The organism is Achromobacter sp. AONIH1 (assembly GCF_002902905.1).
Classification (GTDB): Bacteria; Pseudomonadota; Gammaproteobacteria; order Burkholderiales; family Burkholderiaceae_B; genus Achromobacter.
Map to the genome: position 1 here is coordinate 5,160,816 of NZ_CP026124.1, position 25,593 is coordinate 5,186,408.

Below are 25,593 nucleotides of genomic sequence, written 5' to 3' on the forward strand. Positions count from 1 at the left end.
CCCCAGAATTCGTCTCCTTCATATCCGGAGGAATGACGATGAAGCCCGCCCTGCGCAAGATCTTCGCCCTGTCGGCCAGCGCCGCCCTGCTAGCCAGCCTGTCCGCCTGCGGCGGCAGCGACGACGATGACGACGCGCCGCCGTCCAACGCGCTCAAGGGCGCCACGCTAGATGTCGCCATCCTGGGGACGACCGACCTGCACGCCAACGTGCTGGGCTACGACTACTACAAGCTGGCCGAGGACAAGAGCTACGGCGTGGACCGCACGGCCACGCTGATCGCCGAAGCCCGCAAGCAGAATCCGAACACGCTGCTGTTCGACAACGGCGACACCATCCAGGGCACGGCGCTGTCCGACTACCAGGCGCTGGTCAAGCCGGTGCAGTGCACGGACATGATCGCCATCTACAAGCAGATGAAGCTGCTGGCCTATGACGCGGCCACGATGGGCAACCACGAGTTCAACTACGGCCTGCCCTATCTGTCGCAGATCACCAACGTGGACTTCGGCCTGAAGGGCATCGCCAAGGGCACGCCGCAGACCAATCCCGCCGGCGCCAAGGATTGCGCGGCGCCAGGCTTTCCCTTCGTGTCGGCCAACGTGGTGTCGGCCCAGAGCAAGCAACCCATCTTCAAGCCCTGGGTGGTGTTGAACAAGACTTTCAAGGCCACCGATGCCGGCGGCAAGGCGGTCGACGTGACGCTGAAGGTGGGCGTGATCGGCTTCGCGCCGCCGCCAATCCTGCAATGGGACAAGGCCAACCTGGAAGGCCACGTCGAGGTGACGGGCTGGAAGGAAACGGCCGCGCGCTATGTGCCGGAAATGAAGGCGGCCGGCGCCGACCTGATCGTGGCGCTGGCGCATGGCGGCATCGACCTGAAGACGCCCTACAGCGCGTCCATGGAGAACGGCGCGGCTTATCTTACCCAGGTGCCGGGCATCGACGCGCTGATCACCGGCCACCAACATCTGCTGTTCCCGGACACCAACCCCAAGTCGCAGTTCGCCGGCCAGCCCGGCATCGACCTGGCCAAGGGCCTGATCAACGGCGTGCCGGCGGTGCAGGCCGGCCAGTGGGGCAACAACCTGGGCCAGATCAAGCTCAGGCTCGCCTATGACAAGGGCTGGAGCGTGCAGAAGGACGCCACCCAGGTGCAGCGGATCTCCACGCGCCTGACCGCGCAGAGCGGCAACACGCCCGCCACCTACGTCGCGCCCGACGCGGCGACGCAGCAGCTGGTGCAGGTCGAGCACGCCGCCACCATAGCCTACGTCAAGACGCCGATCGGCGCGGCGCAGTTCGACATGTCGACCTACTACGCCATGGCCGGCGACGTGTCTGCGCTGCAGATCGTCAACATGGCGCAGATCGACTACCTGAAGGACTACATCGCCCGCAACAACCCGTCCTATGCCGCCCTGCCCATCCTGTCGGCGGCGGCGCCATTCAAGGGCGGGCGCAATGGTCCCGGCGACTTCACCTTCGTCAAGCAGGGCAACATCGCGATCAACAACGCGGCCGACCTGTACCTGTATCCCAACACGCTGCAGGTGGTGCGCGTCAGCGGCGACATCGTGCGCCAGTGGCTGGAAAAGACGGCCGAGCAGTTCCGGCGCATCGACCCCGCCCAAGTCGCGCCGCAGGATCTGGTCGACACGACCTTCCCGACCTTCAACTTCGACGTGCTGTATGCCGAGGGCAATGCGTTGCGCTACGAGATAGACGTCACCCAGCCGGTGGGCTCGCGCATCGTCAACCTGACCTACAAGGGCGCCCCGCTCAATCCCGCCACCCAGTTCCTGGTCGTCACCAACAACTACCGCGCCAGCGGCGGCGGCGACTTCCCGGGCCTGGCCGGCGGCAAGGGCGACATCGTGCTGCAGGCGCCGGACGCCAGCCGCGACGTGCTGATCAGCTACATCAAGCGCCATCCCTCGCTGGACCTGGCCACCTATGGCCTGGACCGCAGCTGGCGCTTCGTCAAACTGGCTGGCCAGGCCGGACCGGTGGTGTTCGCATCGGTGCCGGGCACACTGGCGATGGCCACGGCGCATGGCGTGGGCAATGTGTCCGTGCATGACGCCACGCCGGACCCGGTGACGCAGCTGTCGCGCTACAGGATCGACCTGACGCAATAAGCGCGGACCGGCGGCGGACATCCGCCGCCACGGTCGGAACCGCCGGCTCCCATTTCCTGGGAGCCGGCGGCCTTCAACGGTAGTAGACGCAGATGCGCCGCCCGTCGATCTCGTGCACCGCGATCGGCAGCGCGTACAGTGCGCTCAGCACCTCGGCGCGCACCAGCTCGGCCGGCGCGCCCTGGCATGCGACGCGGCCCTGCTTCAAGGCCACGATGCGGTCGGCGTAGCAGGACGCGAAGTTGATGTCGTGCAGCACCAGCACCACGGTCTTGCCCAGCTCGTCCGCCGCCCGGCGCAGCGTGCCCATCATGGCGACGGCATGCTTCATGTCCAGGCTGTTCAGCGGCTCGTCCAGCAGCACGTAGCGCGTGTCCTGGCACAGCACCATCGCCACGAAGGCGCGCTGGCGCTGGCCGCCGGACATCTCGTCCAGGTAGCGGTTGGCCAGGGGCTCCAGCTCCAGGTAGTCGATGGCGCGGTCGACGTGTTCCTTGTCCTGCAGCGTGAGCCGGCCGCCGCTGTGCGGATAGCGGCCAAAGGCAACCAAGTCCCTGACCGTCAAGCGCAGCGGCAGATGATTGTCCTGCCGCAGGATGGCCAGGCGGCGCGCCAGCTCGCGGCTGTCGGCGCGGGCCACGTCCAGGCCTTCCACCAGGACGCGCCCCTCGGACAGCGGCAGCAGGCGGCTGATCATGGACAGCAGCGTGGACTTGCCGGCCCCATTCGGGCCGATGATGGCGGTGACGCCGCCGGCCGGCAGCGCCAGCGTCACGCCGTCGACCACCACGCTGTCGCCGTAGCGCTTGCTGACGTTCTGGATATCGATCACCGGCGCCCCCTGCGCAATATCAGGGTCAGGAACACGATCCCGCCCAGGAATTCAATCACCACGCTCACCGTGGTGTTCAGCTGCAACACGCGTTCCAGCAGCGTCTGTCCGCCCACCAGGAACACTACCGCCAGCAGCATCGCGGCCGGCAGGGCATGCCGATGCCGGTCCGATCCCATCAGCTGATAGGCCAGGTTGCTGACCAGCAGCCCGAAGAACGTGACCGGCCCCACCAGCGCGGTCGACACGGACACCAGCGCGGCGATGGCCGCCAGCGTCGCCAGCAGCGTGCGACGGTAGTCCACGCCCAGGTTCACGGCGATGTCGCGGCCCAGCGCCAGCACGTCGTAGCGGCTGCGCATGCGCCACAGCATCAGCGACACCGCGCCCATGACGGCCAGCGCCACCGGCAGCAGCTCAAGGCGCACCGAATTGAAGTTGGCGAACATGCGGTCCTGCAGCACCAGGAATTCGTTCGGATCGATCAGCCGGATCACGAAGCTGGACAGGCTGCGGAACAGCAGTCCGAAGATGATGCCCACCAGCATCATCAGGTGCAGGCTGCGCACGGCGTCCGCGAACAGCCAGCGGAACAGCAGGCAGGCGAAGGCCGTCATGACGCCGACTTCCAGCAGGAATGCCGCCACCGGATGGCCCGTGGCCACGGCCGCCTGTCCGAAGACATACACCACCAGCGCCTGGATCAACAGGTAGAGCGCGTCGAAGCCCATGATGGCGGGCGTCAGGATGCGGTTGTGCGTGATGGTCTGGAACAGCACCGAGGACACCGCCACCGCATAGGCCACGGCCAGCATGGCCAGCAGCTTGCCGCCACGGAATGGCAGGATGAAGGACCAGCCGCCCTGCGCGCCCAGCGTCATGAAGGCCGCGATGCAGGCGACGGCGGCGGCCGCCAGCAGCCACAGCCGCCGCGCCTGGGGCGAGGCGCGCTGCGCGGCCGCCTGCGACGGACGCGGCGCGGCGATAGCCGAGCGGGCCTCAGGCATGACGATTCCTCCGTCCGTGCAGCAGCCACAGGAACAGCACGCTGCCGACCACGCCGACGACCGTGCCCAGGGGAATCTCATACGGATGGATCAGCAGCCGACCGACGATATCGCAGGCCAACACGAACACGCCGCCCAGGATCGCCACCCAAGGGATGGCGCGGCGCATGTTGTCGCCCAGCAGCAGGCTGACGGCGTTGGGCACGATCAGACCCAGGAACGGGATGCTGCCGGCCGTCACCACCACGACGGCGGAAATCGCCGACACGATGAGCAGGCCCGCCAGCATCAGGCGCGCATGGTTCAGGCCCAGGTTGGCGGCGAACTCCCGGCCCATGCCGGCCACGGTGTATCGGTCCGCCGCCAGATAGGCGGCCAGGGTCAGCCCCAGGCCGATCCACAGCAGCTCGTAGCGGCCGCGCAGCACGCCCGAGAAATCGCCGGTGGTCCAGGCGTGCAGCGATTGCAGCAGGTCATAGCGGACCGCGACGAAGGTGGTGGCCGCGTGGATCACGCCGCCCAGGATCAGCCCGATCAGCGGCACGATGAAGGGCGTGCGCAGCGGCACGCGCCGCAGCAGCGCCAGGAACAGCAGCGTGCCGGCCAGGGCGAAGGCGGTGGCCGTCAGCATCTTGCCGATGACGGGCGTGTCCGGCGCCACCAGCGTCACCACCAGGATGCCCAGCGTGGCAGATTCCACGGTGCCGGCCGTGCTCGGTTCCACATAGCGGTTGCGCACCAGCATCTGCATGATGAGCCCGGCCACCGCCAGCGACATTCCGGCCAGCAGCAGCGCCAGCGTGCGCGGCACCCGGCTGACCAGCAACAGGCGCCAGGCGCGCTCGGCCTCGGGGCCGCCGCGCAGCGCGTCGAACGACAGCTGCCCGGCGCCCAGGCTGACGCTGGCCGCGCACAGGACCAGCAGCAGGCCCAGCAAGACCGCCAGTCCGGCCCAGCCGCCGGCGGGTTTCACCTGCATCCGCAAAGCGCCCTGCTCCCGGCCATGCCCCTACTTCGCCCCGGCCAGCGCGCGGGCGACCTCGTCCACGCTCTGCTGCATGGCATCCAGACCGGCGCTGCCCAGCAGGTACCAGTTGTAGTTGTTCAGGTAGACCACGCGGCCGTTCTTCCAGGCCTTGGTCGGGCGGATCAGCGCGTTGTCCAGCATGCTGCGGGCCGGGCTGCCTTCGCGGCCGATGGCGGCGTCGCGGTCGATCACGAACAGCCAGTCGGGATCGGTCTGGGCGATGAACTCATACGAGATCGCCTGGCCGTGGTTGGACACGCTCAGCCCGGCCGCGGCCGGCTTCACGCCAAAGGCGTCGTGGATCACGCCGAAGCGCGAGCCCGGGCCATAGGCGCTCATCTTGCCGCCCGTGGTCAGCACGATCAGGCCGGTGCCTGCGGCGCCGGCCTTGCCGTGCAGCGCGGCGATCGAGGCGCGCAGGGCGTCGATCTTTTCCCTGGCCTGCGCCTGCTTGCCGTAGATCGCGGCCAGCAGCTCGGCGTTGCGGATCACGCTACCCACCAGGTCCTTGGCGTCGACCGTCAGGTCCACGGTGGGCGCCAGCCTGGACAGCTCGTCGTATTTGGGCGCGGAACGGCCGGCCACGAAGATCACTTGCGGCGCGGCGGCGTGGATCACTTCATAGTTCGGCTCGAACATGCTGCCGACCTTCAGATAGCGCTTGTCCGCGTACTGTTCCAGCTGCGGCGGCAGCTTGGCGGCGGCGGGCACGCCGGTGACGTCCACGCCCAGCGTGTGCAGCGTGTCCAGCACGGCCAGGTCCAGCACGACTGTCTTGGTCGGATTGGCCGGCACTGCGGTCTCGCCGCGCGCATGCTTGACGGGGATGGACGCGGCGCTGGCGGCGGCCGCCATGCCCAGGCCCAGGGCCAGTCCGGCGGCGGCGCGCGCCAGCAGGCGGCGGGTAGATGTTTGCTTGGTGTGCATCGATGGCTCCTGGTTCAGAACTTCACGCCTACGCCCAGCCAGTAACGGCGGCCGTCCTCGACATAGCCGTAGTCGTCATAGCCGACCTGCTTGTCGAACAGGTTGTAGATGCCGGCGTAGACCGACACACGCTTGTTGACCGCGTAGGACCCGCCCAGGTCCACGAAGGTGTAGGACGGCGCCACCACCGACGACGCGGACGGGCCGGTGATGGGCTGGCTTTCCTTGCCGCGGAAGTTGATGCGGGTCCAGGCCTGCAGCGCGTCCGACGCCTGCCAATTCACGGTCGTGGTGAACAGGTGCCTGGGCAGCTGGTTCAGCGGCTGCCCCTGGTACTGGCCGGTCTTCTGCTCGGACTTGGTGAACGTGTAGCTGCTGGTCATGGACCAATCGTCCGCCAGCGGCAGCTTCATGCTCGCTTCCACGCCACGGGAATAGGCCTTGTCCACGTTCATATAGGTCGTGGGATTGGCCCCGAACTGGTTCGGCCCGTCGGTGCATTGCGACGCCGAGCACGCCACGCGCGTGATCTTGTCCTTGAAGTCGTTGTTGAAGATGGTCAGGCCGGCATTGAAGCCCGCGCCGTCGTCGTACAGGATGCCCAGTTCCTCGGTCACCGATTTCTCGGGCGTCAGATTGGGGTTGCCGTACATATTGCCGCCACGGCTGACCTGGCCCCAGCCCGCCACCGTCTGGCGCAGGTCGGGCGAACGGAAGCCGGTGGACACGCCGCCCTTCAGGGTCCAGCGCTCGGCCATGTGCCACACGCCGTACAGCCGGGGGCTGAAGTGGGTGCCGAAGTTCTCGTCCTTGTCCATGCGTAGCCCGCCGGTGACGGCGAAGCGCTCGGTCAGACGCCACTCGTCCTCGGCAAACAGCGCCCACTGGTAGCGCTCGACCTTGTTGGGGCCATTGGCCAGCTGATTGCCGGTCTGGTCCTTCAGGCGCTGGTTCAGGTAGCTGCCGCCCAGCGTGAGCGTGTGCGAACCCAGCGGCAGGGTCCAGCTGGTCTGCAGGTCCAGGTTCTTGATCTTCATCTGCCGCGAGCGGTTGTCGAACTCTTCCTGCTGCACATAACTGTCCGACACGCCCCAGCCCCAGCGGCCGGTATGCGACAGCGCCCACTTGTTGCTGCGGTAGTCGGTCTCGGACGAGGCCGGGCAGCCCGTGCGCGGGCAGCGCTCGCCCGGCGCCAGCGGCGCGACGGTCTTGCCCAGCGTGTTCTGGATCTTCTGGCGGGCCGTGGTGGCCTCCAGCACGATGTCGTGGTCGCGGTTGGGCGTGAGCGCCAGCTTGGCCGTCACGCTGTTGGTGTTGCGCTTGCGGAAGCCGTCGTAGATGTTGTCTTCATCGCGCTGCGTGGCGCGGCCATATATCTGCAGGCCCAGCAGGTCGTTCTTGATCGGCCCGGCCAGGTAGAAATTGCCCTGGTAGATGTCGCCCGACTTGCTGCTTTCCTGGATGGTCGAGTCCATGCGGATCTCGCCGCCCCATTCGCTGGGCACCTTGCGCGTGATGATGTTGATCACGCCGCCCATCGCGTCCGAGCCGTACAGCGAGGACATCGGGCCGCGCACCACCTCGATGCGCTCGATGGCCGACAGCGGCGGCGTCCAGCCGCCCTCCACGCCCGAGGAATCGGAGTTGGTGCGGGTCTCGCGGGAGTTCTGGCGCTTGCCGTCGATCAGGATCAGCGTGTACTTGGCGCCCATGCCGCGCAGGCTGATGTCCTGGCGATCGGCGCCGCCGGTGACCACCACGCCGGGCACTTCCACCAGCGCGTCGGTCACGTCGCGGTAGAACTTCTTTTCCAGGTCCTGGCGCGTGATCACGCTGATCGAGGCCGGCGCGTCCTGGATCTGCTGCTCGAAGCCGCTGGCGGTGACCACCACCGTATCCATGACCCTGGCGCGGTCCTCGCCGTCAGCCCAGGCGGAGGCCGAAACGCCCGCTCCGGCCGCGCATAGCGCGACCGCCAGGCGGGTGCGCAAATGCGTAGGCGTGCCAATGGCGCGACGCGACGCCGCGACGTGTGTGCTGCTCATATTCCTGATGCTCCCGTCCCAGGTGGACCGCCGCGCCACGCGCGCCGGCTGCCCCTGCTTCTTACGATTCATAATGAAAACTATTCTCATATTAAAATGGGAGGGATCCGATGGCGGCAACCCGCTTTCTGCAACTTTTATGTTCTTTGCACTTCTTGACGCTGCGGCATGGGGCCATGCGCCACACTGCCGGGTGCGAGAAGCACAACGCCCATGGCTACATTCCTTACCCCGACAGCGCGTCGCATCCTGCTGATCGACGACGACGCCGAACTCGCGCAGATGCTGCGCGAATACCTAGAACCCGCCCATTTCCAGCTCGCACTGGCCCACACTTGCGAACAAGGCCTGCACCTGGCCAGCCAGCAGGATTTCGACCTGCTGCTGCTGGACCTGATGCTGCCAGACGGCAACGGGCTGGACCTGCTCAAGCAGTACCGGCAGCGCTCGCGCCGGCCCGTCATCATGTTCACCGCGCACGGCGGCGAGACGGACCGCGTGCTGGGCCTGGAATTCGGCGCCGACGACTACCTGACCAAACCCTTCAGCCCGCGCGAGCTGAAGGCGCGCATCACCGCCGTGCTGCGCCGCTTCGACGAAATCCCCGAGGCCGCCCCGTCCGGTCTGGCGGTCGGCGCACTGAGCCTGGACCCGGCTTCCGGCCGGGCCCGCCTGGGCGCCGACGAGGTGGTGCTGACCGGCGCCGAGCAGCGCATCCTGGAAATCCTGATGCGCACGGCCGGGCAGGTGGTCGCGCGCGACCAGATCGGCATGTATGCGCTGGGCCGCGTGCCCGACCGCTATGATCGCAGCATCGACACACACATCAGCAGCCTGCGTCGCAAGCTGCGACTGGACAGCGGCGGCGCGCCCGCCATCCGCAATCTGCGCGGGCTGGGCTACGTGCTCGCCGCCGCGTGACCATGCCATTGCTGCCCGTGCGCTCGCTGTTCTGGCGAGCCTTCCTGACCTTCTGGAGCGCGATGGCGCTGATCCTGGTCTGCGGCATGCTGTTCACGGCGGCGGTCGCCTGGTATCGCGTGAACTCGCTCGATGGCCTGAATCCGGGCAGCCTGGCGCACGACGCCGCCCAGATCGCGCGCGAGGACGGCGCGGACGGGCTGGAACGCTGGGTCGCGGCCATGGATGCGCGCTACAGCGCGCTGAACATCTATCTGGTGGACGCCTCCGACCACGACATCCTGGGCCGCGCCCTGCCCGCGCGCCTGCGCGACTGGCTCAAGGACTATCGCGCCGCGCCGCCCGACCCATTCCCCGCCGCGTCCGCGCCGTCGCCCAGCGTGCGCGTGTCCTGGTGGGATCCGCAGCTGCTGACGCTGCCCGACGGTCGCGAACTGCTGATGCTGTTCCTGCCCTTCGATTCCTCACACTGGGAATTGCTGGGCCTGGCGCCCGTCGCGCTCGTCATCGTGCTGTTCGCCCTGGCCGTCACGGCGCCGCTGTGCTGGGCCCTGACGCGCAACGTCACCGCGCCGCTGGACGCCCTGCGGCTGGCAACGCAGGCCCTGTCGGCCGGCCAACTGGACGCGCGCACGCCGGCCCGGCTGACGCGGCGCAAGGATGAGCTGGGCCTGCTGGCGCAGGACTTCGACGCCATGGCCAGCCGCCTGCAGGCGCTGGTCGGCACGCGCGAACAGCTGCTACGCACCATCGCCCACGAGCTGCGCTCGCCGCTGGCGCGGCTGCAGCTGGCCGTGGAATTGGCGCGGCGCAAGGACGAACGGCTGGACCTGCAGCTGGACCGCATCGAACGCGAAGGCGAACGGCTCGACGCGCTGGTGGGCAATACGCTGGCGCTGGCGAAGATGGGCGCCCTGCCCGAGCCGGCCGACATGCTCGACCTGGCCGAAGTCGTGGACGCCGTGGTCGAGGACGCGCGCTTTGAAGCGGGCGACCGCAACGTCGGCATCGCCTGGGAACGGCCCGCCCCCCTGCGCATCCAGGGCGACCTCGAGAGCCTGGCCAGCGCGATCGAGAACGTGCTGCGCAATGCGCTGCGCTTCGCGCCGACGGGCAGCAGCATCCGCCTGCGCCTGCTGGCGGGCCTGCGCGACGTGCAATTGGAAATCGAGGATCGCGGCCCGGGCGTGCCGGAGCAGGAACTGGGCTATCTGTTCGAGCCCTTCTACCGCAGCGCCTCGGGCGCGGCCATGGCGGGCAGCGGCGCCGGCCTGGGCCTGAGCATCGCGCGGGCGGCGGTGGCCGCCCACAAGGGCCGCATCTCGGCCAGCAATGTGCTGCCTCAGGGATTGAGCGTGCGCATCGAGCTGCCGCTGGCCGCGACTTGAAACGTCCCGCCGGCGAGACCTCGGGTCCGGCCGGCGGCCCGGCGAGCGCCGGGCCCCGCCCGCGTTCCGATCAGAACGTGATGTTCGCCGACACCCACAGGCGCCGGCCTTCCAGCACCTGACGGTACGAGTTGGACCAGTTGGTGGCGGCGGTCGGCGCGCTGGCGCCGGTCTTGGTCGGCCCGTAGTTCTCGAAGTTCTTGTCGAACAGGTTGTAGACCGAGGCCGACAGGGTCACGTTCTTGCTGACCGCGTACGAGCCGCCAAGGCTGGCCAGCCAGTACGGGCTGTAGAACACATGTTCCTTTTCCCAGTTCATGTCGTTGAACTGCTTGGCGCGGTATTCGCCGCGCACCCAGGTGCTGAACTTGTCGTTGACCTGCCACTTCAGGCCCAGGTTCAAGGCATGGCGCGGCTGCGATCCCAGCGGCTGGCCCTGCTTGGCGCCGGACGTGACCTCGCTGGCGGTCAGCGTGTAGTTGGCGTTGAACGACCAGCCCTCGAACAGCGGCACGCGGCCGCCCAGCTCGAAACCCTTGATGGTCGCCGAATCCACATTCACGCGCTGCGAGAAATTGTCCACCGGCACGCCGTTGCGCTCCCACACGCCCAGGTCCAGGCAACCCGGAACGGGGCCGCCGCTGGCGCGGCAATTGGCCACGTTCTGGTTGTCGAGCTTGTCCTTGAAGCGGGTGTGGAACGCCGTCAGGTTGCCGGTCAGGCCTGCGCCGTCGTCGTAGACCACGCCCAGCTCCGACGAAGTGCTGGTTTCGGGACGCAGTTGCGAATTGCCCAGCAGCGGCCGGGTGCCCTGCGCGCCCAGGCCGATGATGCCGTCGGTCATCAGGTTGATGTCCGGCGTCTTGTAGCCCTTGCTCACGCCGCCCTTGAAAGTCCACGCCGGCGTGGCGTTCCAGACCAGGTAGCCGCGCGGGCTCCACTTGCCGCCGAACTGCTCGTTGCGGTCGTAGCGCGCGCCCAGGGTCAGCGCCAGGTCGTCCACGATGCGCCACTCGTTCTCGGCGAACAGCGCCCACTGGTACTGGCTCAGATTCAGCGGCGCCGAGACCAGGGTGTCCTTGAACTTCTGCTCGCGCCACTGGCCGCCCATGGTGAGGCTGTGGCGCTCGTTGAACAACGGCATGGTCCACTTGGTGTCGAAGACCCAGTTGTCGTATTCCAGGTCGCGCTTGGCGCCGTCGGTCGGCTGACGCGGCGCGTTCATGGGATTGGTCCGGCCGATGGTCTCGGTGGTGTCGTACACCAGGCTGGTGTCGGAGCTGACCGAGCCGCCGTAGCGGCCCAGATGCGTCAGCGCGTAGCGCTGGCGGTTGAAGCGCATCTCGGGCTCGTAGCCGCCACCCTGCCGGTTCCTGGCCACGCTGCTGTTGAGCGTGCCCAGCTCGCCATTGGCGTTGTCGAAAACCTGCCAGTTGCTGTCGATGTCGAACAGGATGTCGTGGTTGCGGTTGGGCGTGAGCGCCAGGCGCAGGCCCAGGTTGCGCTGCAGGCTGTCGCCCAGCCCGCTAAAGCCGGCGATGTCGCCGGTGTAGTTGCCGCTGTTGTATTCCGCCTGATTGACCGGATAGCTGCCGTTGGCGCTCAGGCGCCGGTACAGGCCGCCGCGCACGGTCAGGCCCAGCTTGTCGGTGGCGATGGGGCCGCTCAGGTAGAAGGCGGAGCCGTAGTTGTTGCCATAGCGGTTATCGCCCTGGGCGGTGCCATCCAGCGTGATCTGGCCCATCCATTCCTGGCTGACCTTGCGGGTGATGATGTTGATGACGCCGCCCATGGCATCCGAGCCGTAGAGCGTGGACATCGGGCCACGCACCACCTCGATGCGCTCGATCGCCGCCATCGGCGGGATGAAGTTGGTGTCGACGTCGCCAAAGCCGTTGGGACGCGCGCCGGAGCTGTTCTGGTTCAGCCGCTTGCCGTCGACCAGCACCAGCGTGTAGTCGCTGGGCAGACCGCGGATGCTGATGTTCATGCCGCCGGCCTTGCCGCCGCGCTCGACCGTCACGCCCTCGACATCGGCCACCGCGTCGGCCAGGTTGTGAAAGGGCTTGGTTTCGAGTTCCTCGCGCGTGATGACCGAGATGGACGCGGGCGCTTCCTTGATCTGCTGCTCGAAGCCCGACGCCGTGACCACGACGGAATCGAGCTGGTGGGTCACGCCATCCTGCGCGCCCTGGGCGTGGACGGCGCCCGATGCGGCGAGGGCCAGCGCCAGGGGAATCTGGCGCAGCGCAAGGACGGGGATGGAACGGGCTCGCCTGGAGCCGCTGGAACGGATGTGCGTGGACATGGGAGTAACCAGAAGAACCGTTCCCGAAGGAACGGCGCGCAAGGCGCTGGGCTTGGGTTCATATAGAGAACGCCAATGGTATTTATTCCCATTAACTGATTCAATTATTTGTCAGGCTTTATTCAGACAAATGACAGATTTCAGAAAAATCTGATCAAAATGACGTATTTACACGACAATTTTCACGATCTCGTCCCAACAAATCGGGACAAAAGATCTCAGGCGGGCGTCAGTCCGACAACCCCGGCCAACCTGGGCAGCACCCGCAAGGCATTGGCGCTGGTCGCCCGCGCCACCTGTTCCGGCGTCAGCCCGCGCAGCGTCGCCAGCGTGTCCGCGATACGCGCCAGCTCGCCCGGCCGGTTGCGCCGGTCGGGCGGATGCAGCCAGGCGGGCGGAATGTCCGGCGCGTCGGTTTCCAGCACCAGGTGCTCCAGCGCCACGTCGGTGGCGTGGCGGCGGATCTGCAGCGCCCGCTCGTAGGTCATGGCCCCGCCCATGCCCAGCGCGAAGCCCAGGTCGACGAAGGCTTGCGCCTGTTGCGCGCTGCCGTTGAAGGCATGGGCGATGCCGCCGATGCGGCCATGACGGCGCAGGTGCTTGAGCAGGATGTCCTGGGACTTGCGCACATGCAGCAGCACCGGCAGGCCGAATTCGGCGGCCAGCGCCAGCTGGGCCGCGTAGAAATGTTCCTGGCGCTCGCGCGGCGCGCCGGCGGCGATCTCAGGCACGAAGAAATCCAACCCGATCTCGCCGATGGCGACGAAGCGTGGATCATCAAGGGCCTGCTGAACAGCCTCGCGCAGCGCCTGCAAGTCGCCCTCGCCCGCGCGCTCGACATACAGCGGATGGATGCCCAGCGCATAGGCGCCGCCGGCGGTGCGCCGTGCCAGGTCGCGCACCACGCCGAAGTTGGCGCGTTCGACAGCCGGGATCACGATGGCGGTAACGCCGGCCCGCAGCGCATGCGCGGCCACCTCGGGCCGGTCGGCGTCGAATTCTGCGGCGTCTAGATGGCAATGGGTGTCGATCAGCATCGCGGGCTCCTGGTGGGCATTATGCGCCCGCGCCTGCCCGGAGGGCGCGCCGGCAAGTCCAGCGGACGCGCAAGCGGCATCCGCCCGGACCCACGGCGCGAAAACGATCAGCCTGAAACCAGGCGGCCGTTTTCCATCAGCAGCTGGCGGTCGGCGCGCGCCGCCAGTTCCGGATCATGCGTGACGATGGCGAAGGCCGTGCCGGATTCCCGGTTCACGCGCGACAGCAGCTCGAACATATTGTGCGCGGTATGGCGGTCGAGGTTGCCGGTGGGCTCGTCGGCCAGCACGCAGGCCGGCCGCGTCACCAGCGCGCGCGCCAGCGCCACGCGCTGGCGTTCGCCGCCGGAAAGCTGGCCGGGATAGTGCTCTTCGCGCGCGGCCAGACCCACCATGCCCAGCACCTCGCGCGCGGCCGCGCGGGCCTGCTCGCGATCCTGGCGCCGCACGATCAGCGGCATGGCCACGTTGTCCAGCGCCGAGAATTCCGGCAGCAGATGGTGGAACTGGTAGACGAAGCCCAGGCTCTGGTTGCGCAGCGCGCTCTTGCGCGCCTCGGACAGACCGACGGCCAGCTTGCCGTCCACCGTGACCGAACCGCTGGACGGCACGTCCAACAGGCCCAGGATGTGCAGCAGCGTGCTCTTGCCCGAGCCCGAGGCGCCGACGATGGCGACCATCTCGCCACGCGCCACGGTCAGGCTGACGTTGTTCAGCACGTCGATGCGCGTCGGCCCTTCGTCGTAGAACTTGACCAGCTGATCGGCCTGCAGCGCGGGGGTGGCGGAATCAATCATGGCGCAGCACCTGTGCGGGTTGCAGGCGCGAGGCGCGCCAGCTGGGATACAGCGTCGCCAGCAGCGACAGCACCAGCGAGGTCAGGCCGATGGTGACGATGTCGCTGACCTGCGGGTCGGACGGCAGCGCGCTGATGAAATACACCTCGCGCGGCAGGAACTGCACACCCAGCAGGCGTTCGATGAAGGGCACGATCACGTCCACGTTGTAGGCGATCGCGATGCCGCCGGCCACGCCCAGCAATGTGCCGATGACGCCGATCAGCGCGCCCTGCACCAGGAAGATGCGCGCCACTTCGCCCGGCCCGGCGCCCAGCGTGCGCAGGATGGCGATGTCGGATTGCTTGTCCTTGACGGCCATCACCAGCGAGGACAGCAGGTTGAACGCGGCCACGGCCACGATCAGCGCCAGGATCAGGAACATCATGCGCTTTTCGGTCTTGACCGCGGCGAACCAGGTGCGGTTGTTGCGCGACCAGTCGCTGGCCATCATGTAGGGCGGCAGCACCTGGGCCAGCTCGGCGGCCACCTCGGGCGCCCTCTGCATGTCGGCCACGCGCAGTCGCACGCCGGCCGTGCCGCTGTCGCGGAACACGCGGGCGGCGTCCTCGTCGTCGACGAAGGCCAACGAGGAATCGTATTCGTAGTGGCCGGAAGAGAACACGCCCACCACGGTGAACTGACGCATGCGCGGCGCGAAGCCGGCGGGGCTGATCGAGCCTTGCGGCGCCATCATCATCAGCGTGTCGCCGACCTTCACGCCCATGCCGTCGGCCAGCTCGTTGCCCAGCACCACGCCAAAGCCGCCGGGCTTCAGGTCGGACAGCTTGCCCGTGACCATCTGCCTGGGCAGGTCGGACACGCCGCCCTCGGTGGCGGGATCGATGCCGCGCACCTGCACGCCGCGCAGCGCCTGCCCGCGCACCAGCATGCCCTGCGCCGCCACGAAGGGCGCGCCGGCCTTGACGGCGGGATTCTTCTTGGCGGCGTCGGCGTACTGCTGCCACTGGTCCAGCACGCGCTCGGGCGCGGCGCCGGGTATGTAGAGTTCGATGTGCGGCAGCACCGACAGCATGCGGTCGCGCACTTCCTTCTGGAAGCCGTTCATGACCGACAGCACCACGATCAGGGCGGCGACGCCCAACGCGATGCCCGCCATCGAACTCGCGGCGACGAAGGAGATGAAGCGATCGCGGCGGCCGCGTCGCTGGCGGATCCGGGCCAGCCCGGCATAGCGGGCGCCGATCCAGAATTCGTAGGGTATTTTCAGCACGAGCGCATTATGGCATTAACGGCCAGGAAATCGGGGCCGCGGATGTGCGGTTCCAAGACCAGGCGTATCCACCTATGGCAGATGGCGGCGGGCCTTAGTTCCCGCCATCGCCAGACTACAATCCCGCCCATGCTGATCGTGATACCGGGCGCCCTGCCCGCCCTCCCCGTGGCCGCCGAGCTGGCCAAGCTGCTGCCCGAGCGCGCCCCCGCGCTGCACGTCTGGCTGCAGGCCGGCGCCGCGCGCGCCCAACCCTACGACCTGCGCGCGCACGGCTGCACCGCCTTCGAAGCCTGGCAGCTGCGCCGCGCCGGCCACCGGCCCGAGGCCGGCCTGCCCCTGGGCGCCGGCCTGGGCCCCTTGCTGACGCAGGACCAGCCCCAGGACGGCGAGCCGGTCTGGCTGGCAGAACTGGCGCACCTGGCGCTGGGCGCGGACCAGGCCATGCTGGCCGATCCGGACCAGATGGACCTGCGCGCCGAGGAAAGCGCCGCGCTGTACGACACCGTGCGGCCGCTGTTCGACGGCACCGGCTTCGCGGCCGAGCCGCTGGACGCGCGCCGCTGGCGCCTGCGCCTGCCCGAAGGCTTGCGGCCGGCCACCGCCAGCCCGCTGGCCGTGGCCGGCCACCGGCTGAACGACTGGTGGAAGCAGGACGCCGAAACCCGTCCGTGGCGCCGGCTGCTCAATGAAATACAGATGGCCTGGCACGACCATCCGGTCAACGAGGCGCGCGCCGCGCGCGGCGTGGCGCCGGTCAACGCGCTTTGGCTGTACGGCGGCGCCCGCCCCTGGCGCATCGCGCCGCCCGGACAGGAGCTGATCCTGGACGGCCTGGACGCGCCGCAACGCGCGGGCGACTGGGCCGCCTGGCTGGACGCGCTGCCCGCGCTGGACGCGCAGCTGCGCGCCCGGTCCGGCAAGCAGGGCCTGCCCGGCGCCCCGACCGAACTGCTGCTGCTGGGCGACGACCGCAGCGTCGCCCTCACCCTGAAACCGCGCGGCAGCCTGCTAGGCTGGCTGCCCGCGCCCAAGAAGAACTGGAGCGCCTGGTGGTCTCACCCCGCTTGACCGTACGCCCCGCCAACCAGGACGCGCTGCGCGCCCTGCAGGCTTCGGGCATCCATCCCCTGCTGGCGCGGCTGTGGGCCGCGCGCGGCGTCACCCATCCCGACCAGACCAAGCTGGCCTGGCCCGCGCTGCTGCCGCCGGCCGGCCTGACCCATTCCGCGCACGCCGCCGGCGTGCTGGCCGACGCCATCCAGGCCGGCCGCCGCCTGCTCATCGTGGCCGACTACGACTGCGATGGCGCCACCGCCTGCGCGGTCGGGCTGCGCGCGCTGTCGGCCATGGGCGCGGACGTGGACTTCCTGGTGCCCAACCGCTTCGAGACCGGCTACGGCCTGTCGCCTGCCGTGGTCGACCTGGCCGTGACCCATCGCAACGGCAAACCCGACATCATCATCACCGTCGACAACGGCATCGCCAGCGTCGACGGCGTGGCCGCCGCCAATGCCGCCGGCATCGGCGTGGTCATCACCGACCACCACCTGCCGGGCGACACGCTGCCCGACGCGCTGGCCATCGTGAACCCCAACCAGCCCGGCTGCGGCTTTCCGTCGAAGAACCTGGCCGGCGTGGGCGTGATCTTCTACATGATGCTGGCGCTGCGCGCCGAGCTGCGCCGGCGCGGCGTCTACGCGGCCGACGGCGGCCCCAGGCTGGACGCGCTGTCCGACCTGGTGGCGCTGGGCACCGTGGCCGACGTGGTCAAGCTGGACGCCAACAATCGCCTGCTGGTCACGCAGGGCCTGCAGCGCATGCGCGCCGGCCGCCTGCAACCGGGCCTGCGCGCCCTGTTCGCCGTGGCCGGCCGCGAGCCGCGCAGCGCCAATGGCTTCGATCTGGGCTTCGCGCTGGGTCCGCGCATCAACGCCGCCGGACGCCTGGCCGACATGAGCCTGGGCATCGCCTGCTTGACCACCGACGACGAGGCCCAGGCGCTGGAGATGGCGCGCGAGCTGGACAACATCAACCGCGAGCGGCGCACCATCGAGGCCGAGATGCGCGAACAGGCGCTGGCCGCGATGGAAGAGCCCAACGCCGCCGCCGGCGCCACCGTCTGCGTGTTCGACCCGGGCTGGCACCAGGGCGTGGTCGGCCTGGTGGCCTCGCGCCTGAAGGAGAAATTCTGGCGCCCCACGCTGGCCTTCGCGCCGGCCGGCGACGACGAGATCCGCGGCTCGGGCCGCTCGATTCCCGACGTGCACCTGCGCGACGCGCTGGACCTGGTATCCAAGCGCAACCCCAACCTGATCCGCAAGTTCGGCGGCCACGCCATGGCCGCCGGCCTGACGCTGGGCCGCAACGATTTCGCCGCCTTCGCCCCGGCCTTCGACGCCGCGGTGCGCGAGCTGACCGGCCGCGATTCGTTCGAGCCGGTCATCGAGACCGACGGCTCGCTCGAATCGGGCTACGCCAACGCGGAAGTGGCCGGTCTGCTCCAGCAACAGGTCTGGGGCGCCGGCTTCGCCGCGCCGCTGTTCCTGGACGAGTTCACCGTGCGCAACCAGCGCCTGGTCGGCGAAAAGCACCTGAAGCTGTCGCTGGAACGCGGCCAGCAACGCTTCGACGCCATCTGGTTCGGCCACGACCAGTCGCTGCCCGAACGCATCCAGGCGGCCTACCGGCTGGAGCAGAACGTGTGGAACGGGATGGTGTCGGTGCAGCTGGTCATCGAACACGCTGAATGAAGGGGCCCACCCCCGAAGCGCCTATGGCGCTCCCCCTCAAGGGGGCGCCACTGCGGACCGGAAGGACCGGCCCACCCCCGAGCGCTACGCGCTCCCCCTCAAGGGGGCGCCACTGCGGACCGGCAAAGCCGGCTCCGCGTGGCCCCGGTCTGGGGGCGAGCGTCTTTCTAGGGACGTGAGGCGCTTGGCGCCGTCGGTTGCTTGAATGTGGTTGCCGCGGGCAGGCCGGATTTGGCCTTGCCCGCGGCTTGGCGCTGTCTACTTATTGACTAGCTTGGCGGGCTGCGCCAGCGCCACCAGCGCGCCGACCACCAGGCAGGCGGCCAGCATGTACAGGCCGGTGTTGGTGGTGCCGGTCATGTCCTTGAGCCAGCCGACCAGGTAGGGGCTGACGAAGCCGGCCAGGTTGCCCACCGAGTTGATCAGCGCGATGCCGGCCGCGGCGGCGGTGCCGCCCAGCAGCGCGGTCGGCAGGCTCCAGAACAGCGGCAGCACGGTGCAGATGCCGATGTTGGCCACGGTCAGCGCGACGATGGCCAGGACGGTGTTGCCGCTCCATACCGCCGAGAACAGCAGGCCCAGCGCGCCGAACAGCGCCGGAATGGCGACGTGCCAGCGGCGCTCGCGGTTGCGGTCGGAGTTGCGCGCGATCAGGATCATGCCGATGACCGCGAACAGGTTGGGCACCGCCGTCAACAGGCCGATGGCCAGCGGGCTCTGCACGCCGGTGGCCTTGATCAGCGTCGGCATCCAGAAACCAACCCCATACAGGCCCATCACGAACGAGAAGTAGATCAGCGCCATGGCCCAGACGCGCGGCTTGGCCAGCGCGGCGCGGATCGGCGGATCTTCCTTGTGCTGCTCCTCGGCGGCGATGTTGCGGATCAGCACGGCCTTTTCATTGGCGGTCAGCCACTTGGCCTTGTTGATGCGGTCGTCCAGCCACAGCAGCACCAGCACGCCGATGATGACCGAGGGGATGCCTTCCAGCAGGAACAGCCACTGCCAGCCCGACAGGCCGTGGTCGCCATGGAAGGTGTTCATGATCCAGCCCGAGATGGGCCCGCCGATCAGGCCCGACATGGGCACCGCCGTCATGAAGAAGGTGGTGATGCGCCCGCGCCGCGCGGCCGGATACCAGTAGGTCAGGTACAGGATGATGCCGGGGAAGAAGCCCGCCTCGGCCGCGCCCAGCAGGAAGCGCAGCGCATAGAACATGGGCACGCTGCTCACGAACATCATGCACGAGGAAATGAGGCCCCAGGTGATCATGATGCGCGCGATCCAGACGCGCGCCCCGACCTTGTGCAGGATGATGTTGCTGGGAATCTCGAACAGGAAGTAGCCGATGAAGAAGATCCCGGCGCCCAGCCCGTACACCGTCTCGCTGAATTGCAGTTCCTGCAGCATCTGCAGCTTGGCGAAGCCCACGTTGACGCGGTCCAGATAGGCCACGACGTAGCAGACCACCAGCAGCGGCACCAGCCGCCACCCCACCTTGCGGTAGATCCGGTCTTCCTCTGACGCCGGTACCGCCGGCGCCGTGCCGGGGGCCATGGTGTTTTCCATTGCTAGTCTCCTGTCCTCTGTCGGGATGCGGCTGGCAGCCGGCCAGCCTGGCGGCGCGCCCGGTCCGCCTTGGGAGCGGCCGGCGCCACGCCAGCCTAGAACCCGCCGATTGACAGAAAGCTGAACAATCCGCCGGACCGCGCGCAAACCCCTAGACGCCACGCCAGGCCGTTCCCACCGGGCGCCGCAACCCGACGCGTCGAGCGTATCCGTCCCCCTCCTTCGCCCTCCGCCCGCTGGTCGGCTCCATCCACGGTAAAATGCCCGGTTTCGCACAAAAGTCATCAGGATAGGATCAATCATGGAAGCCGAACGTCAGAACCAGCTCGCCGCCCGCCTCGCCGACTACGCGGAGCGCGAACAGGCTCTACGGAGGTATCTTTGACTACGATGCCAAAGCCGAACGCCTGCAAGTCGTAAACGCCGAGCTGGAAGATCCCTCGGTCTGGAACGATCCCAAGCACGCCCAGGACCTGGGCCGTGAGAAGAAAGCCCTGGAAGACGTGGTGGAAACGCTGACCGCGCTGGGCACCGGCCTGTCCGACTCGAACGAGCTGTTCGAGCTGGCCGCCTCGGACGACGACGACGCCACGCTCGAATCGATCGAGCTGGACGCCAACGGCTTCCAGGAAAAGCTGGAAGCGCTGGAATTCCGCCGCATGTTCTCGAACCCGGCCGACCCGCTGAACTGCTTCCTGGACATCCAGGCCGGCGCCGGCGGCACGGAAGCGCAGGACTGGGCCTCGATGCTGCTGCGCCAGTACCTGAAGTACGCCGAGCGCAAGGGCTTCAAGGCCGAAGTGCTGGAAGAATCCGAAGGCGAAGTCGCGGGTCTGAAATCCGCCACCATCAAGATCGAGGGCGAGTACGCCTTCGGCTACCTGCGCACCGAGACCGGCGTGCACCGCCTGGTGCGCAAGAGCCCGTTCGACTCGTCGGGCGGCCGCCACACGTCGTTCGCCAGCGTGTTCGTCTACCCCGAAGTCGACGATTCCTTCGAGGTCGAGGTCAATCCGGCCGACCTGCGCGTGGACACCTACCGCGCGTCCGGCGCCGGCGGCCAGCACATCAACAAGACCGACTCGGCCGTGCGCCTGACGCACATGCCGACCGGCATCGTGGTGCAGTGCCAGAACGACCGTTCGCAGCACCGCAACCGCGCCGAAGCCATGCAGATGCTGAAGTCCAAGCTCTACGAGCTGGAAATGCGCAATCGCATGGCCGAGCAGCAGAAGCTGGAAGACTCCAAGACCGACGTGGGCTGGGGCCACCAGATCCGTTCCTATGTGCTGGACCAGAGCCGCATCAAGGACCTGCGCACCAACGTGGAAATCTCCAACACCCAGAAGGTGCTGGACGGCGACCTGGACCCGTTCATCCAGGCCAGCCTGAAGCAAGGCGTCTGAGCGGCCCGTCCCTTACATCGATCGCATCCGGAGGTCCCTGAATGACTCACACCGTCGCCATCCTCACCGGCGCCTCGCGCGGCATCGGCGCCGCCATGGCGCGCCAGCTGGCCAAACCGGGCACGCGCCTGATCACGCTGGCCCGCCGCGAGGATCCCGAGCTGGCCGCGCACGCGCGCGCCCAGGACGCGCAGCTGGAGCAGCTGGCCGTGGACCTGTCCGACCTGCGCGCCGCCGAACAGGCCGCCGAACGGATCTGCGCCGCGCTGCCGCGCGACGCCAAGCGCTACCTGCTGATCAACAACGCGGGCACGGTGCATCCTGTGTCCGGCACCGACGCGCTGATCGACGGCCAGGCCATCGCCTCGGCCTTCAACCTGAACGTCACCGCCGTCATGCTGCTGACCGCGCGCTTCCTGGCCGCGGTCGAGGACCTTCCGGCCGACCGCCGCGTGCTGAACATCTCGTCCGGCGCGGGCCGCAATCCCAACGCCGGCTGGGGCGTGTACTGCGCCACCAAGGCGGCGCTGGACATGTACTCGCGCGTGGTCAAGCAGGAACAGGGCGAGACCGGCGCGCGCGTCGTCTCGCTGGCGCCCGGCATCGTCGACACCGACATGCAGGTCGCGATCCGCTCCAGCGACCCGGCGCATTTCCCCGCGCTGTCCAAGTTCCAGGAATTCCACGCCACCGGCAAGCTGTCCTCGCCCGCCAACGTGGCCACCCGCATCCTCGCCTACCTGGATCGCGACGATTTCGGCACGACTGAAATCGACGACATCCGCAATTACGACTGATCCCCACCATGACCGACCACACGACCGCTCCGGCCACCGCCCAGGATGAAAACCGCTTGATCGCCGAACGGCGCGCCAAGCTGGCCAAACTGCGCGAAACCGGGGTCGCGTACCCCAACGACTTCGTTCCCGACGCCCGCGCCGCCGCGCTGCACGACAAGTACGACGGCCAGGAGCAGGAAGCCCTGGCCGCCAACCCTGTCACCGTCAAGGTGGCCGGACGCATGATGCTCAAGCGCGTCATGGGCAAGGCCAGCTTCGCCACGCTGCAGGACAGCAGCGGCCGCATCCAGATCTACCTGGAACGCGGCGCGCTGGGCGAGGACGTGTACGCGGCCTTCAAGCAATGGGACATCGGCGACATCATCGCGATCGAGGGGTCGGTCTTCAAGACCAACAAGGGCGAGCTGTCGGTGCATGCCACCACCGCGCGCCTGCTGTCCAAGTCGCTGCGTCCGCTGCCGGACAAGTTCCACGGCGTGGCCGACCAGGAACTGCGCTACCGCCAGCGCTACGTCGACCTCATCATGACCGACGCCACGCGCCGCACCTTCGAGGCGCGCAGCAAGGCCATGGGCAGCATCCGCCAGTTCATGCTGAACGCCGGCTTCCTGGAAGTGGAAACGCCGATGCTGCACCCTATCCCGGGCGGCGCCGCGGCCAAGCCCTTCGTCACGCATCACAATGCGCTGGACATGGAAATGTTCCTGCGCATCGCGCCCGAGCTGTACCTCAAGCGCCTGATCGTGGGCGGCTTCGAGCGCGTGTTCGAGGTCAACCGCAACTTCCGCAACGAAGGGGTCAGCCCGCGCCACAACCCTGAATTCACGATGATGGAGTTCTACGCAGCCTTCGCGGACTACCGCTGGCTGATGGACTTCACCGAAGAGCTGATCCGCCAGGCCGCCATCTCGGCCACCGGCAGCGCCGTGCTCACCTATCAAGAGCGCGAGCTGGACCTGTCCAAGCCCTTCGACCGCCTGACCATCTGCGAAGCCATCCTCAAGTACGCGCCCGGCTACACCCAGGCGCAGCTGGACGATGCCGCCTTCGTGCGCGCCGAGCTGAAGAAACTGGGCGCCGACGCCGACGGCCCGGTGCTGTCGCGCGCCGGCCTGGGCGCGCTGCAGCTGGCGCTGTTCGAGGAAACCGCCGAAGCCAAGCTCTGGAACCCGACCTACATCATCGACTACCCGGTCGAGGTGTCGCCGCTGGCGCGCGCGTCCGACGCGCGCGAGGGCATCACCGAGCGCTTCGAGCTGTTCATGACGGGCCGCGAGATCGCCAACGGCTTCTCCGAGCTGAACGACCCCGAGGACCAGGCCGAGCGCTTCCGCTCGCAGGTCGAAGCCAAGGACGCCGGCGACGAGGAAGCCATGTACTACGACGCGGACTACATCCGCGCGCTGGAATACGGCATGCCCCCGACCGGCGGCTGCGGCATCGGCATCGACCGCCTGGTCATGCTGCTGACCGACAGCCCCAGCATCCGCGACGTGATCCTGTTCCCGCACCTGCGCCGCGAGGACTGAGGTCGGGAACCGCGCCATGTTCTTCAAGATCCTGGTGCTGCTGGCGGTCGCCGCCGGGCTGGTCTACCTGATCAAGCAACCCCGGCGCGGCCAGGCCGCCGGCGCTTTTCACGCCGCGCCGGCGCGCCGCAAGCCGGCATTCGTCGCCCTGTGCGTCGGCGCCGCGCTGTCGCTGCTGGCTTCGCTGATGAGCGCGGTGCTGTGGATGGGCGCGGTGGCCGGCGGCGTGACCGGCGGCGGCTATCGCGGCCAGGCCGACTACCTACTGCCCGTGGCAGGGTGCCTGCTGGCACTGGCCGTGGCCTGCGCGGTAGGCGCGTTCCTCAAGCGCAGGGGCTGACACCCGGCCTCCTCCGACTCGAGCAAGATTGCCTCCACGACCTCAAGGCAGCCCATGAAGCTCTACGAGAAGTTGGCGCGGGATATCGAAGGGCAGATCCTCAAGGGCGTCTATCGCGACGGCGAGCGCCTGCAATCGGTGCGAGAAACCAGCAGGCAGCGCCAGGTCAGCATCACCACGGTCCTGCGCGCCTATCTGCTGCTGGAAAGCCGCGGGCTCATCAAGAGTCGCCCCCAATCGGGCTTCTACGTGACTCCGCCCGCTGGCGAGCGCGCCCCGGCCGGCGGCCAGGCCGACACGGCACGGCCCATCGCCATTTCTTCCCCGGTCGACGTCAGTCGGCTGGTGCTGTCCACCTTGCGCACAATCTCGCAAGGCCACGCCATCCCGCTGGGCTCGCCCTATCCCGACCCCGCCGGCTTCGCCTTCGACAAGCTCGGCCGCTACGCCCATGCCGCGAGCAAGGACGCCTCGCTGAACGAGCTGCGCAACGCCCTGCCCCCAGGACACCCCCAGCTGCTGCGGCAGATCGTGCGGCGCCACCTGGACCAGGGCTTGGTCGTCGATCCGGCCGAGCCCATCGTCACCGTGGGCGCGACCGAGGCCATCAATCTGTGCCTGCAGGCCGTGGCCAGGCCGGGCGACGTGATCGCGGTGGAAACGCCCACCTTCTACGCGATGCTGCACGCCATCGAGCGCATGGGCATGAAAGTGGTCGAGGTTCCCACCGATCCGGAGCTGGGCATCGACGTGGACATGCTTGCCCGGCTGGCCCGCGAGCTACCCATCGCCGCCTGCATGGTGATGCCGAACTTCCAGAACCCGCTGGGCTTTCGCATGCCCGATGAGCGCAAGGCGGCGCTGGTCCGGCTGGCGACGGAACGCGACATGCCCATCATCGAGAACGGGGTCTGCAACGAGCTTTACTACGGCGACACGCCGCCCGGCACGCTCAAGGCCCATGACACCAAGGGCCTGGTACTGCACTGCTCGTCCTTCTCCAAGACCCTGACGTCCGTCTACCGCATCGGCTGGGCATTGCCGGGCCGCTACCGCGACCAGGTCGAGAAGCTGAAATTCCTAAACACGCTGACCACGCCCGCGATTCCGCAACTGGCCATCGCGGAATACCTGGAGCGCGACGGCTACGACCACAGGCTGCGGCGCATGCGCAAGGCCTACGCACAGCAGGCCGGCCTGATGCGCCACGCGGTGCACCGATGGTTCCCCGAAGGCACGCGCACCTCGAACCCGCAAGGCGGATACGTATTGTGGGTGGAACTGCCCGCGCCGATCGACGGCATGGAAATCTACCAGCGGGCGCTGGAGCGCGGCATCACCGTCGGGCCGGGCTACATGTTCTCGGTCTCCGACAGCTACCGCAATTTCATCCGGCTCAACTACAGCAGCCCCTGGTCGCGCGAGGTCGAGCAGGCGGTGGCCACCGTCGGCAAGATCGCCGCCAGCGCCCTGCGCGCCAGACGCTGACGGCG

The 25,593-nt window shown here is 68.2% G+C and carries 20 protein-coding genes; 10 read left to right on the forward strand and 10 right to left on the reverse strand.

The annotated features are described in order from the left end of the window. Positions 1-38: 38 nt before the first annotated feature. Positions 39-2,141, forward strand: coding sequence for a 5'-nucleotidase C-terminal domain-containing protein (locus C2U31_RS23630; protein WP_103275025.1), 2,103 nt, complete (start codon positions 39-41; stop codon positions 2,139-2,141). Between the two features lie 73 nt (positions 2,142-2,214). Here the strand turns inward: C2U31_RS23630 and C2U31_RS23635 are convergent, their stop codons facing one another. Genes C2U31_RS23635 through C2U31_RS23655 form a run of 5 tightly spaced genes read right to left on the reverse strand, consistent with a single transcriptional unit; the run spans position 2,215 to position 7,979 of the window. Continuing rightward, positions 2,215-2,973: an ABC transporter ATP-binding protein gene (locus C2U31_RS23635; RefSeq protein ID WP_103275026.1), complete on the reverse strand. Its 759-nt coding sequence runs from the start codon at positions 2,971-2,973 to the stop codon at positions 2,215-2,217. Further along, positions 2,970-3,980, reverse strand: a complete 1,011-nt coding sequence (locus C2U31_RS23640; protein ID WP_199770879.1) for an iron chelate uptake ABC transporter family permease subunit — start codon at positions 3,978-3,980, stop codon at positions 2,970-2,972. The genes C2U31_RS23635 and C2U31_RS23640 overlap by 4 nt, the downstream gene beginning before the upstream one ends. Beyond that, entirely contained in the window at positions 3,973-4,959 is a 987-nt protein-coding gene (locus tag C2U31_RS23645) for an ABC transporter permease (RefSeq protein ID WP_103275027.1), read from the reverse strand. The genes C2U31_RS23640 and C2U31_RS23645 overlap by 8 nt, the downstream gene beginning before the upstream one ends. Before the next feature lie 30 nt (positions 4,960-4,989). Continuing rightward, entirely contained in the window at positions 4,990-5,934 is a 945-nt protein-coding gene (locus C2U31_RS23650; protein WP_199770880.1) for a siderophore ABC transporter substrate-binding protein, read from the reverse strand. Positions 5,935-5,948: 14 nt separating this feature from the next. Beyond that, positions 5,949-7,979 carry a ligand-gated channel protein gene (locus C2U31_RS23655; RefSeq protein WP_103275028.1) on the reverse strand — a complete coding sequence of 677 codons (2,031 nt, stop codon included), beginning with the start codon at positions 7,977-7,979 and terminating at the stop codon, positions 5,949-5,951. A 213-nt stretch (positions 7,980-8,192) separates the two neighbouring features. Here C2U31_RS23655 and C2U31_RS23660 point away from each other — a divergent pair, with 213 nt between their 5' ends. Further along, positions 8,193-8,900 carry a response regulator transcription factor gene (locus tag C2U31_RS23660; RefSeq protein WP_103275029.1) on the forward strand — a complete coding sequence of 236 codons (708 nt, stop codon included), beginning with the start codon at positions 8,193-8,195 and terminating at the stop codon, positions 8,898-8,900. Between the two features lie 2 nt (positions 8,901-8,902). Further along, positions 8,903-10,288, forward strand: a complete 1,386-nt coding sequence (locus C2U31_RS23665; protein ID WP_103275030.1) for an ATP-binding protein — start codon at positions 8,903-8,905, stop codon at positions 10,286-10,288. Positions 10,289-10,358: 70 nt separating this feature from the next. Here the strand turns inward: C2U31_RS23665 and C2U31_RS23670 are convergent, their stop codons facing one another. The 4 genes from C2U31_RS23670 to C2U31_RS23685 all read right to left on the reverse strand — a co-directional run bounded on the left by C2U31_RS23670 (position 10,359) and on the right by C2U31_RS23685 (position 15,655). Continuing rightward, positions 10,359-12,596 carry a TonB-dependent receptor domain-containing protein gene (locus tag C2U31_RS23670; protein WP_103275031.1) on the reverse strand — a complete coding sequence of 746 codons (2,238 nt, stop codon included), beginning with the start codon at positions 12,594-12,596 and terminating at the stop codon, positions 10,359-10,361. Between the two features lie 218 nt (positions 12,597-12,814). Beyond that, positions 12,815-13,633 carry a TatD family hydrolase gene (locus tag C2U31_RS23675; protein ID WP_103275032.1) on the reverse strand — a complete coding sequence of 273 codons (819 nt, stop codon included), beginning with the start codon at positions 13,631-13,633 and terminating at the stop codon, positions 12,815-12,817. A 107-nt stretch (positions 13,634-13,740) separates the two neighbouring features. Then, complete coding sequence (gene lolD, locus C2U31_RS23680; RefSeq protein ID WP_103275033.1) at positions 13,741-14,430, reverse strand: lipoprotein-releasing ABC transporter ATP-binding protein LolD; 690 nt, start codon at positions 14,428-14,430, stop codon at positions 13,741-13,743. Continuing rightward, complete coding sequence (locus C2U31_RS23685; RefSeq protein ID WP_233772911.1) at positions 14,423-15,655, reverse strand: lipoprotein-releasing ABC transporter permease subunit; 1,233 nt, start codon at positions 15,653-15,655, stop codon at positions 14,423-14,425. Before C2U31_RS23685 ends, lolD begins: the two co-directional genes overlap by 8 nt. 177 nt (positions 15,656-15,832) lie before the next feature. Between C2U31_RS23685 and C2U31_RS23690 the strand changes: the two genes are divergently transcribed. Further along, positions 15,833-16,774: a hypothetical protein gene (locus C2U31_RS23690; RefSeq protein ID WP_103275035.1), complete on the forward strand. Its 942-nt coding sequence runs from the start codon at positions 15,833-15,835 to the stop codon at positions 16,772-16,774. Continuing rightward, positions 16,756-18,456, forward strand: coding sequence for a single-stranded-DNA-specific exonuclease RecJ (recJ, locus tag C2U31_RS23695; protein WP_103275036.1), 1,701 nt, complete (start codon positions 16,756-16,758; stop codon positions 18,454-18,456). The genes C2U31_RS23690 and recJ overlap by 19 nt, the downstream gene beginning before the upstream one ends. 258 nt (positions 18,457-18,714) lie before the next feature. On the opposite strand, the gene C2U31_RS23700 is transcribed toward recJ, so the two are convergent. Continuing rightward, the gene (locus C2U31_RS23700) at positions 18,715-20,025 is read right to left on the reverse strand and encodes an MFS transporter (RefSeq protein WP_103275037.1); all 1,311 of its coding nucleotides are present in this window, start codon (positions 20,023-20,025) and stop codon (positions 18,715-18,717) included. 301 nt (positions 20,026-20,326) lie between these two features. Between C2U31_RS23700 and prfB the strand changes: the two genes are divergently transcribed. The 5 genes from prfB (at position 20,327) to C2U31_RS23725 (ending at position 25,588) form a co-directional block, all read left to right on the forward strand. Next, positions 20,327-21,431, forward strand: a protein-coding gene (gene prfB / locus C2U31_RS23705; protein WP_103275038.1) for a peptide chain release factor 2 whose coding sequence is annotated in 2 segments (ribosomal slippage) — positions 20,327-20,407 and positions 20,409-21,431 — 1,104 coding nt in all. Because the reading frame shifts where the segments join, the coding sequence is not laid out codon by codon here. 41 nt (positions 21,432-21,472) lie between these two features. After that, complete coding sequence (locus tag C2U31_RS23710; protein WP_103275039.1) at positions 21,473-22,228, forward strand: SDR family oxidoreductase; 756 nt, start codon at positions 21,473-21,475, stop codon at positions 22,226-22,228. Positions 22,229-22,236: 8 nt separating this feature from the next. Next, a complete protein-coding gene (gene lysS, locus C2U31_RS23715; protein ID WP_103275040.1) occupies positions 22,237-23,760 on the forward strand; it encodes a lysine--tRNA ligase in 1,524 nt (507 codons plus the stop codon). Between the two features lie 16 nt (positions 23,761-23,776). Then, positions 23,777-24,100 (forward strand): preprotein translocase subunit TatB, encoded by a 324-nt coding sequence (locus C2U31_RS23720; protein WP_103275041.1) that lies wholly within the window; start codon positions 23,777-23,779, stop codon positions 24,098-24,100. Positions 24,101-24,154: 54 nt separating this feature from the next. After that, the gene (locus C2U31_RS23725) at positions 24,155-25,588 is read left to right on the forward strand and encodes a PLP-dependent aminotransferase family protein (protein WP_103275042.1); all 1,434 of its coding nucleotides are present in this window, start codon (positions 24,155-24,157) and stop codon (positions 25,586-25,588) included. The last annotated feature ends 5 nt before the right edge of the window (positions 25,589-25,593 follow it).

Excerpts from the sequence above, each read along its gene's own strand:
- C2U31_RS23690 (WP_103275035.1), top strand. The coding sequence starts at position 15,833 with ATGCTGATCGTGATACCGGGCGCCCTGCCCGCCCTCCCCGTGGCCGCC.
- C2U31_RS23640 (WP_199770879.1), bottom strand. The coding sequence starts at position 3,980 with ATGCCTGAGGCCCGCTCGGCTATCGCCGCGCCGCGTCCGTCGCAGGCG.
- C2U31_RS23660 (WP_103275029.1), top strand. The coding sequence starts at position 8,193 with ATGGCTACATTCCTTACCCCGACAGCGCGTCGCATCCTGCTGATCGAC.
- C2U31_RS23710 (WP_103275039.1), top strand. The coding sequence starts at position 21,473 with ATGACTCACACCGTCGCCATCCTCACCGGCGCCTCGCGCGGCATCGGC.
- C2U31_RS23645 (WP_103275027.1), bottom strand. The coding sequence starts at position 4,959 with ATGCAGGTGAAACCCGCCGGCGGCTGGGCCGGACTGGCGGTCTTGCTG.
- C2U31_RS23665 (WP_103275030.1), top strand. The coding sequence starts at position 8,903 with ATGCCATTGCTGCCCGTGCGCTCGCTGTTCTGGCGAGCCTTCCTGACC.
- lolD (WP_103275033.1), bottom strand. The coding sequence starts at position 14,430 with ATGATTGATTCCGCCACCCCCGCGCTGCAGGCCGATCAGCTGGTCAAG.
- C2U31_RS23720 (WP_103275041.1), top strand. The coding sequence starts at position 23,777 with ATGTTCTTCAAGATCCTGGTGCTGCTGGCGGTCGCCGCCGGGCTGGTC.
- C2U31_RS23650 (WP_199770880.1), bottom strand. The coding sequence starts at position 5,934 with ATGCACACCAAGCAAACATCTACCCGCCGCCTGCTGGCGCGCGCCGCC.
- C2U31_RS23630 (WP_103275025.1), top strand. The coding sequence starts at position 39 with ATGAAGCCCGCCCTGCGCAAGATCTTCGCCCTGTCGGCCAGCGCCGCC.
- C2U31_RS23675 (WP_103275032.1), bottom strand. The coding sequence starts at position 13,633 with ATGCTGATCGACACCCATTGCCATCTAGACGCCGCAGAATTCGACGCC.
- lysS (WP_103275040.1), top strand. The coding sequence starts at position 22,237 with ATGACCGACCACACGACCGCTCCGGCCACCGCCCAGGATGAAAACCGC.
- C2U31_RS23700 (WP_103275037.1), bottom strand. The coding sequence starts at position 20,025 with ATGGAAAACACCATGGCCCCCGGCACGGCGCCGGCGGTACCGGCGTCA.
- C2U31_RS23725 (WP_103275042.1), top strand. The coding sequence starts at position 24,155 with ATGAAGCTCTACGAGAAGTTGGCGCGGGATATCGAAGGGCAGATCCTC.
- C2U31_RS23670 (WP_103275031.1), bottom strand. The coding sequence starts at position 12,596 with ATGTCCACGCACATCCGTTCCAGCGGCTCCAGGCGAGCCCGTTCCATC.
- C2U31_RS23655 (WP_103275028.1), bottom strand. The coding sequence starts at position 7,979 with ATGAGCAGCACACACGTCGCGGCGTCGCGTCGCGCCATTGGCACGCCT.